The sequence below is a fragment of the Aquamicrobium defluvii genome (assembly GCF_004363725.1).
Lineage (GTDB): Bacteria > Pseudomonadota > Alphaproteobacteria > Rhizobiales > Rhizobiaceae > Mesorhizobium > Mesorhizobium defluvii.
Genome location: NZ_SNZF01000054.1, coordinates 1 through 8,434, shown reverse-complemented (window position 1 = coordinate 8,434; position 8,434 = coordinate 1). Strand labels below are relative to the sequence as shown.

Annotated in this window: 16 protein-coding genes; 13 read left to right on the top strand and 3 right to left on the bottom strand. The window is 58.2% G+C overall.

Annotation, left to right across the window (positions count from 1 at the left end):
- Positions 1-59: 59 nt before the first annotated feature.
- Entirely contained in the window at positions 60-242 is a 183-nt protein-coding gene (locus DES43_RS21555) for a hypothetical protein (protein ID WP_133676319.1), read from the bottom strand.
- Positions 243-255: 13 nt separating this feature from the next.
- Positions 256-618: a hypothetical protein gene (locus DES43_RS21550; RefSeq protein ID WP_133676317.1), complete on the bottom strand. Its 363-nt coding sequence runs from the start codon at positions 616-618 to the stop codon at positions 256-258.
- 96 nt (positions 619-714) lie between these two features.
- On the opposite strand from DES43_RS21550, the gene DES43_RS21545 reads away from it, so the two are divergent.
- From DES43_RS21545 to DES43_RS21490, 13 genes are all read left to right on the top strand, one after another.
- The gene (locus tag DES43_RS21545; protein WP_133676315.1) at positions 715-966 is read left to right on the top strand and encodes a helix-turn-helix domain-containing protein; all 252 of its coding nucleotides are present in this window, start codon (positions 715-717) and stop codon (positions 964-966) included.
- The gene (locus tag DES43_RS21540) at positions 963-1,178 is read left to right on the top strand and encodes a hypothetical protein (RefSeq protein WP_133676313.1); all 216 of its coding nucleotides are present in this window, start codon (positions 963-965) and stop codon (positions 1,176-1,178) included. Before DES43_RS21545 ends, DES43_RS21540 begins: the two co-directional genes overlap by 4 nt.
- On the top strand, positions 1,175-1,441 hold the full coding sequence (locus DES43_RS21535; protein WP_133676311.1) for a hypothetical protein: 267 nt from the start codon (positions 1,175-1,177) through the stop codon (positions 1,439-1,441). The genes DES43_RS21540 and DES43_RS21535 overlap by 4 nt, the downstream gene beginning before the upstream one ends.
- Positions 1,442-1,973: 532 nt before the next feature.
- Entirely contained in the window at positions 1,974-2,363 is a 390-nt protein-coding gene (locus DES43_RS21530; RefSeq protein WP_208110866.1) for a hypothetical protein, read from the top strand.
- Between the two features lie 54 nt (positions 2,364-2,417).
- Positions 2,418-2,570, top strand: coding sequence for a hypothetical protein (locus tag DES43_RS22550; RefSeq protein WP_166647807.1), 153 nt, complete (start codon positions 2,418-2,420; stop codon positions 2,568-2,570).
- The gene (locus DES43_RS21525; protein WP_133676307.1) at positions 2,570-3,001 is read left to right on the top strand and encodes a RusA family crossover junction endodeoxyribonuclease; all 432 of its coding nucleotides are present in this window, start codon (positions 2,570-2,572) and stop codon (positions 2,999-3,001) included. Before DES43_RS22550 ends, DES43_RS21525 begins: the two co-directional genes overlap by 1 nt.
- Positions 2,998-4,425, top strand: coding sequence for a replicative DNA helicase (locus DES43_RS21520; protein WP_133676305.1), 1,428 nt, complete (start codon positions 2,998-3,000; stop codon positions 4,423-4,425). The genes DES43_RS21525 and DES43_RS21520 overlap by 4 nt, the downstream gene beginning before the upstream one ends.
- The gene (locus DES43_RS21515) at positions 4,422-5,303 is read left to right on the top strand and encodes a helix-turn-helix domain-containing protein (RefSeq protein ID WP_133676303.1); all 882 of its coding nucleotides are present in this window, start codon (positions 4,422-4,424) and stop codon (positions 5,301-5,303) included. Before DES43_RS21520 ends, DES43_RS21515 begins: the two co-directional genes overlap by 4 nt.
- On the top strand, positions 5,300-5,827 hold the full coding sequence (locus DES43_RS21510; protein ID WP_133676301.1) for a GcrA family cell cycle regulator: 528 nt from the start codon (positions 5,300-5,302) through the stop codon (positions 5,825-5,827). The genes DES43_RS21515 and DES43_RS21510 overlap by 4 nt, the downstream gene beginning before the upstream one ends.
- A 9-nt stretch (positions 5,828-5,836) precedes the next feature.
- Positions 5,837-6,130, top strand: a complete 294-nt coding sequence (locus DES43_RS21505) for a hypothetical protein (RefSeq protein ID WP_133676299.1) — start codon at positions 5,837-5,839, stop codon at positions 6,128-6,130.
- 9 nt (positions 6,131-6,139) lie between these two features.
- A complete protein-coding gene (locus DES43_RS21500; RefSeq protein ID WP_133676297.1) occupies positions 6,140-6,901 on the top strand; it encodes a hypothetical protein in 762 nt (253 codons plus the stop codon).
- A gap of 108 nt (positions 6,902-7,009) precedes the next feature.
- Positions 7,010-7,603 (top strand): hypothetical protein, encoded by a 594-nt coding sequence (locus DES43_RS21495; protein ID WP_133676296.1) that lies wholly within the window; start codon positions 7,010-7,012, stop codon positions 7,601-7,603.
- Positions 7,604-7,733: 130 nt separating this feature from the next.
- Positions 7,734-7,973 carry a hypothetical protein gene (locus tag DES43_RS21490; RefSeq protein ID WP_133676294.1) on the top strand — a complete coding sequence of 80 codons (240 nt, stop codon included), beginning with the start codon at positions 7,734-7,736 and terminating at the stop codon, positions 7,971-7,973.
- A gap of 31 nt (positions 7,974-8,004) precedes the next feature.
- On the opposite strand, the gene DES43_RS21485 is transcribed toward DES43_RS21490, so the two are convergent.
- Entirely contained in the window at positions 8,005-8,199 is a 195-nt protein-coding gene (locus DES43_RS21485) for a helix-turn-helix domain-containing protein (RefSeq protein ID WP_133676292.1), read from the bottom strand.
- Positions 8,200-8,434 lie beyond the last annotated feature (235 nt).

The following is an 8,434-nucleotide window of genomic DNA, read 5'->3' as shown; positions in this document are numbered from 1 at the left end:
AAGCCTAGCCTTTAAGAGAGAGGGCTGGCAACGGCCCTCTCTTTCCAATTGTCAGCACTCTACGCGCTCCCCACCGTCTCCGTATCCTCGCCCAGATCGTACGCCTCTTCCAGTTCTCCAATCAGCGTCAGCCAGTCCCGCAGCGCTGTATGAGCTGCGGTTTCCAGATCGGCACCAATGTCATTGGCAAACCGGCGCAGGGCTATGCGCTCCATGGTCGAGAGGGTGAGGGTGATTTTCATGGGCTTGCGATGCTTAAGCCGACTTCCTCGGGAACGCGATTTCCAGCATCTGCTTCATTTTCTCCATTTCCTCACGATTTCGGTCACGGAAGAATTTGGCAAACCAGTCATCAAGAGGATCTCGCAGAAGGTCGGCAGGGTTCTCCATTTCAAGAGCCCTCGCTATCCGCTCTTGCTGGGCTGATTGCGGCAATTGCCCCTTGAGCCATCGATAGACCTGGCTCTTATCGATCGGCTTGAAATTCTCCCATCTCTCCGCGTCATTCAGGACATCCAGAAGCTCAACAGGCGTCATCTGCCTGACTTCTAGCCACTCTGCGAGATAGTGCCGGCGAACCGGAGCCTTGTTTTGATGGATTTTTGATAGGTCAGCCATGGTGGCATATTTTACCAGTGCGCCTATTCACTATCGCCGGCATAATTTGCCACTGAGCCTCTTTACAAAAGTGGCATAATCTGCCACTCATTGTTTATGAGCAAGCTGACCGCATTCGCAAAGTTTCGTCCGTCGAGTGGCATGACCCTCGATGCCGTAGCCGAAATTTTCAACGTTGATCGCAAGACGATTCTTCGTTGGGAGACCGGCGAGACGCCGCTTCCTTTGAAAAGGATGGGTGAGTTTGAGCGTGTCACTGGTTTCCCTCCCCACGAGCTTCGCCCCGATCTCGCCAGCATCTTCGGTCCCCCCACCTCCCGCCCCTCCAAGCTGGAGAAGACAGCATGAGTTTCCGCTGGCTTGAAGAGGGCGCAACGCCTGAACTGTCCGACCTCGGCAAGCGCATTGCCAACTGCATCCGCAAGCATGGCTACACCGAGCGCTCATGGCTGGTTTCCCGCGTGGAAAAGCAGATCGAAGAGTTCGGTATTGCCCGCGCCATCTTCACGGTCGGACAGGTTGATGGCGTCTGGCAGGTTATCGGGGAGCGTCCGCAATGACCGTCTCCGAGAAGCACCTGAACTTGGCGCTTGAGATTGCCAATGGCCGCGAGATGCTGGCTCTCACCATAGCTCAAGCCATCGCCGCCGCAGAGCGTGAAGGCATGAGGCGCGCGGCTGAGATTTGCGATGAGATTGGCGACCGAGAAGACGTTCTCGCCATTTCTGCCGGCAGCGATGACCTGACCCCGCTTTATCGACGGGGAGAGCGCGCCGCCAAAGAGTGCTCGCATATGATCCTCTCCGAGATTGGGGAGGCATGAATGCGCATCATCGGCCCCCGTCCTGTCGAGCATAACGGCCTTCGCGGTTTCGTGACGACATTTGAATTTGGAAACACCCATTCGGTAGCGCTCCTTCCTCCCGGCGCAACCGAGGCCGGATCGGTCCAACCCTCCGCCGATCCGGCCACCCATCACGCATCCCGAAACGGTCGAGGCGAGCAATGATTATCGTTGCAGCCAATACGCGCGGCCGGACGACGACCCGAGGAAAGTCGAACGCCCGGCCTCTCTCCAGCGGCATGGAGATTATCAATTTCACCAGACACGCGGGGCGTTGGACGCCCATCCTTCGCGATCTGTCGGGTATCAGCTTCGCCCGCGTCAGGGGTGTGGTGGCTGGTATGCAACACCCGGGTCACTGCACCTCGTTCCTTTTCTCTGGCCTTCCGCGCTTCAAGCCTCTGCAAAAGTCTTTGCGCTGCTTGGCCAATCGTCTCCATGTCTCCCGGCGGCTCCTTTCGTTTGCACCTGCGTCTCAAGTGCAAACTGACACAGGAGCGCGTCCGATATCATGGGAAAGTCACCCACAAACGCGGAGGGCCGTCAGCAAATGTCTGATGTAACGATGGCACGCGGCTACGTTGCCGAGATCGGCAACAGCACACAGGCAAAGGTGGCGATAGCCACGACGCTCAAATGGCTGAGCCGCCTGTACCCGCACAAAGACAACCCGAAGAACCAATGGACCGAACGGCGCGTCCGCAGCTTCTGGAACGAAGAAGCCGCACTCGTTCAGTTCCGCGAAATGGTCGAGCTGCACAGGGCGGCAGATGCCGCGCGCGAGGAGCGCGCAAAGCAAAAAGCGAGGAAGCAACATGCCGCATACAGAGCCGAAACCGCCCGCCTTGCTGAGATGGCTCTCGTTCCACCGGCGGCACGCGATGGCGATGTGGCTCCGTGATCGCGCTGCCGGTCTCGCTGAGTGGATTTGTCCAGAACTGAAAGGTGACGGCCAATGAACCGCCCGCCACTCGACTACGAGGTAGAGCCTGACCGCATCGTCGTCAGGCGCAAGCCTTTCCCGTTCTGGCGGTATTTCGCCTTTGGCTGCGCGCTTGTGCTGGCTGCTTATTCGGTGGCGTTGGCTGTTTTTGTGTGGGGGTGGTGATGACGACTGTTCGCATCGACCTTCCTTTCCCGCCCTCTGTCCACGGCCTTTATCGGGGCGGTCGTTGGCGCGGCGATATATCGCCGGAATACAAGGCATGGCGCGATCATGCCGGATTGATGCTAAACCGGCAGAGCGCTCCATCTTTCGATGGGCCTGTGCGCGCTTTCATCCGCTTCGTACCGCCAGACAATCGCAAGCGTGATGGCGATAATTACGTCAAAGCCATCTTCGATCTTCTCGTTTCCCACGGCGTTATCAAGGCCGACGACAGATCGATCCTCGTTTCTCACTACGTTGAATGGGAGACTGACGGCCCGCCCTGCACGGTCGTAATTCAGCCTGCCGACGACGATACATGGCAGCCGATAGGCGATGCCATCACCCGCGTCATGGCCGCCATTCCGATGCCGCAAAGGAAATCGGCATGACGGACCAGTCGCCCATCACAGGATATGTGCCAGAGCTTGAGCAGATCGTGCTTGGCGCGCTGCTGTTCGGCGGCGATTACCGCAAGGTCATGTCCTTCCTGCGGGAGGATCATTTCGTCCATGATCTGCACCGTATTCTCTACCGCGCCATCGTCACGGCCAATGAGCGTTTTGGATCGGCCACGGTGCCGAGCGTAGCAAAACTGCTGCCGGACGATACAGCGACCGTGTTTTCGAGCAAAACCGGCAAGAGCCCCGCTGCGTATATGGCGAGCCTGTCTGATTTCAATGTCGCAGGCAATCACAGCCTGGACAGGGCGGCGCTTGCTGTTGTCGAGCAATGGGCCCGACTGAAAGCTGGAGAATTGGCCGCGAGCATGCACGCCGCTGCTAACGACCCAAACTCCGATCCTCGAAAGCTTATCCAGTCGCTTTCAGCCGACCTCGATCTTGTCTCCGCTGAAATGCGATCTGGCCCACGCCGCAAGACGCGTATGTCTCTGGCGAGCGCGGCTGGTAATGCGTTTGCTTCGGCCAGAGAGGCCGCGCAGCGTGGACGCGGCCTGACTGGCATCACATGGGGCCTGTCAGACGTGAACCGCCTCACGGGCGGGATGCAGCGCCGCGATCTGACCCTGATTGGTGCGCGCCCCAGCGCTGGCAAAACCACCGTCGCCCTTTCTACAGCAATCAAAGCCGCAAAGGCTGGTGCCGGGGTCGGGTTCATCTCCCTTGAAATGGATGCCGACAAGCTGGCTGCGCGTGCTGCGTCCGACATCGCCTATGACTGGCACGTCAAGGTTCCCTATGCCGATATAATCCGGGGACAGGCATCAGATGATGACCTTGCCGCCCTTGAGAGCGCCACGAAAGACCTGGACCGGCTCCCGATCCTCATCGAGGAGCAATCCGGCCTCTCCATAACGGATATCCGGGTGAAGGCCGAAATGATGATGGACGAGTTTGCCAAGTCCAATCAATCGCTTGACGTTCTCATGATTGACCATCTGGGCTTGATACGCGCCTCATCGCGGTACAGCGGCAACCGGGTTCACGAGATATCCGAGATGACAGCCGCGCTCAAATCTCTGGCGCGTGAGTATGGCATCGCGGTCGTTCTTCTGTCTCAGCTTAATCGCGCCGTAGAAAGCCGGGACAACAAGCGCCCGCAGCTTTCCGACCTTCGCGATAGCGGATCCATCGAGCAGGACGCCGACACGATCATCTTTCTCTACCGCGAGAGCTATTATCTCGAACGGGAGAAGGCGTCAGGCGAGCGGGAGCAGGAGCGTACCCAGCGCCTCATCGACTGCCAGAACACCCTCGAATTCATCATCAGCAAGCAGCGCAATGGCCCGCTCGAAACCGTCGAGTTGTTCGCGGACATGGCCTGTGGGGCAATACGTAATGGAGCAAGAATGTGAGCATTCAAGCTGTTGCATGGGCGCTCGATCAGGAGGTTCCTGACGCTGCCGCAAAGCTCGTCCTGATCTCTCTGGCCAATGCCATGAACGGTAAGACAGGCAGGTGCTTTCCGACCGTTGAGCAGATTTGCAAGGAAAGCAGTTGTTCAAAATCGACGGTTCTCCGCAAGCTAAAATGGCTTGAGGGAGAGGGGTGGATATCGATAAACTCCGAGTTTGCTGATGATGGGCGACAACTTGCAAATAGCTACACCCTAGGGTGCCAGCATGACACGGGGAGGGTGTCAGAACGACACGGGGAGGGTTTCAACAGTGACACCCTCGGGGGTGTCAACTGTGACACCCCTACTAAGGATAAACCGGAAGAAATACCGGAAGCAGCAGCAACGCGCGCTGTCCGCGTTGACCGTCTCGAAGAAAAGTTGCTGGAGGCGGTCGGAGATAAAATCCAGCCTCATGGCGCTTTGGTTCTGTCATCGATCTACGGACTTCTCGAAGCGGGATGCGACCTCGAAACCGACATTCTGCCAACGATCAGGGCGCGGGCGTCGAAGATGACGCGCCCGGCAGGCTCATGGGCCTACTTCGTTCCTGCGATCAGGGACGCCTACGAACAGCGCATTGCAGCCGGCAAGGGCCTTCTGAAGCCGAAAGATCCGGTCACTCTCGGCCAGTGGGAGCAAGGGCTTCCACCAGACGAGCAGCGCGCCAAGTGGGCCAAGACCCTCGCCATGGCCCGCAGCACCGGCCAGTGGAAAACATGGCTGTGGGGCCCGAAGCCGGGTGATCCGGGCTGCCGCGTTCCCGAAGACCTGATCGCCGCAGAGCGTTACCTGCGACCCGAAAAACTCACCGAGGAAATGAAGGTGCCAGCATGAGCAATTTCTGGACCCCAGAACAGGACAAGAAGATCGCAGAATGCCTGGCTGATGGCATGAGTGCGTCACAGATCGCCGCGGTATTTGGCTGCTCCCGCAATGCCATTGTCGGGAGGGTTCACCGCAATCGCGAATTGCGAGAGATCGGGTTTGCCAGATCGACCGGCTCCCGCAAGGCGGTAACAGTCAAGGATGTGTCTATCTCGACAAGGCCGCGCAAGATCAGAGGCGGCACGCCGAACACCACGCGGATGAAGCGGGTTAAGCCTGCCCCGGTCATCGTCCCCGAGGTTGTAGAACTGGTCGAGCCGTCCGGATCCGGACTTCCCCTTCATGAGCTTTCATCTCGCTCCTGCCGCTGGTGTATCAACGATCCGGCGCCCGGCGAGGGAGGCCATCTGTTTTGCGCTGAGGTGACGGAAATCGGCCGCCCATACTGCGCGTACCATTACCGGAAATCCATCGGGAAGGGCACGTACGCCGAGCGCAGCGCGGATGATGTCCTGCTTAAAGTTGCAGCATAGGAGGCTCGCATGTCTGAGATGGTGGAGCGTGTCGCCAAAGCTATCTACGAAGCATCGCCATTCAAAATGACGGAAGGTCCATACGATCGCCAATCCGATCTATACAAGCGCAATTGCCGATTGCTCGCCCGCGCCGCCATAGAGGCTATGCGCGAACCTACGGATGCTATGGTGGATGTGGGGCAGGATGCCTTCGCGGAAGGAATCAATATGGTTGCCGGACATCCAGAACCGTCAGACGAGGCCTCATACCAGACCTATATCGCCATGATCGACGCCGCCCTGAGCGAGGTGGAGGGATGAGGACCACGGATGTTCTATTCTTCATCATCTGGGTTGGCAGCTTCGCCTTTTTCGCCGGCGTCGTGGTCGGCGATCAGGGGTGGCTGGCACCCTAACCGGCAACTGATCGAGGAAAGCATGGCAACAAAAGCGGCAGAGCACCGCACGTTTTTCGTGGAGAGCTTCCTTGAGGATAATCAGCTAGGCGGCTTGCGAACTCTGACTGGGCCAGTCGTGAAATGCAGGAAGTGTGGGGCAAAGAAGGGCTTTCACCGCCGCCGCCCCGAAGATTTACCACAGGACTTTTTCAAGAAACACGGCTGGCAACTCGGCGGCGGTGTCTACATGGACCTTTGCCCGGACTGCGCGAACACGAAGCCGATCAAAATAAAGGAGCCAAAGAAGAAAATGGCAAGCAACGTGACGAAGCTGGAAACCGTAAAGGCCGAACAGCCCCGCGAAATCACGCGGGAGGAGCGCCAGCGCATCCATGCAAAGATTGGCGATCATTATCTCGACACCGGTTATAGTCCTCCATGGACGGACAGGGCTATTGCCGAGGCTGAAAAGGTACCGCTGGCGTGGGTGTCTGAGATACGCGAGCAGTTTTATGGGCCGGAGGGCAGCAATCCGCTCTACGACAAATTCGAGGCGGACGCGCAGGCATTTGTTGACGCCTATAACGAGCTATGCGCGGTCAAAGGGCAGATTGACGCCCTTGAGATCATGGGCCGGGAAATCAAAGAAACGATGGACAGGATCAAGCGCGAGACGCGCGGCATCCGCAAATAGAAACAGCCGCCCCGCTGGCGGGCGGGAACGGCTGCAAATCACTGTCTTGGGAGACGGCCCTGAATACACGTTCTGGGCCTTTGGCGCAAATGGCGACGAGGAAGCCCCATGGCAAAATCAACAGCAAAGCGGCAGGACGGCTTCCAGTCTCAGCATATCGAGATTGGAACGATGAAGCACGAAAACCCCGGCTGGACCCGCGCACATGACGGGGAGAAGTGGGCGCCAAGGTATATCCATCCGACCGTAAACCTGCGGGAGAGCGCCATTGTCGCGCTGCGGGCCAAGAATGCTATCGATGAGTGTCAGTATGGGGCCGCGGAGCTTTTCCGCCGCCTATTCGAGGCTATGGGCGGCAAGGGCGCTCGTGCGATAGATTACAGCCGGGAGTTTGTCGAGGGTGGCCGGTTCCCCGATCCTATCGGAGATCACCAGATCGATGCGGGCAAGAGGCTGGCCGCAGCCTATGAGGCGCTGACCAAGGCCCATGGCCTCTATGCGTGGCGTCTTGTCGGCTACATCTGCGGGGAGGGGCGATCCGTCCACGAATTAACCGACACGCGCCGCCAGCGGGACACCATGACAGACAATCTGCGCACTTATCTCGACTGCCTCGCCTCTCATTGGGGATTTGCTTCGCGTGGTGTTGACACGCGCGCGCGAAAAGTAGAGAATCAGCCAACTTCCAGAAATTGCAAGTGATTTGCAGGTTCCCGAAAGGGAATAGCGAGGCGGCACGGCAGATAGTAGCGGAAGCCGGGAAGCCAGTGACTGTCGTAGCTTACGCCCGGTCCTCGCTCAGTTTCGCCATAAGGCACAAAAGGAAGACACCATGCGAATTGGTAACGTCAGCCTATTCAACAGGGCCAGCGATGGCTCCATCATGCTCGCAAGCTATCAGAAGCCGAACGAATGCTGGCGCTGGGCGGTCAGCCTTGGAAAGCGTAATGGCAACCGCATGATTTGCCGCGCAGCTCACCGTACGCACCAGTGGCACGACAACTACAATCTTGGCCGCTGGTCGATCTGCATCTCGCGTCAGGATTATCACCTCCGGCCTGCGGGAGCCTAGCCGCCTCGCAGCATCATGACGGCTCAGGCCGCTAGACCTTAAGCTTCTCAGTCATGGCCATCACGCCATCAGCGAGATCAAGGTAGGCGATAACAGGCCCCGGAATGCGGGCTTGTCCCGTAGCCCATTTTGAAACAGTGTTTTCGTGGACATAGACCAGCTTTGCAAAGCCTGACTGAGACACATGCAGGTCGGCAAGGCGGCGTTTGAATTGTTCTGGCGTCATGAGCACCACCTAAAGGGTGAGTTTATCGGCGGCCAGTATCACACAATCGGTGATTTCAGACAAGTTCTGAGCACCGCCGAGCACATTATCACTCATTGCCCCTCTTTCTCCGCATGTGCGGTTAAGAGCGCGGGCAGAGTCAAATCCGTATCCCGAGGAATGTGATGTCTGAACGTGGAAGGCCTACAGCCTACCGGCCAGAGTATGCCGAGCAGGCCGCTAAGCTTTGCGCGCT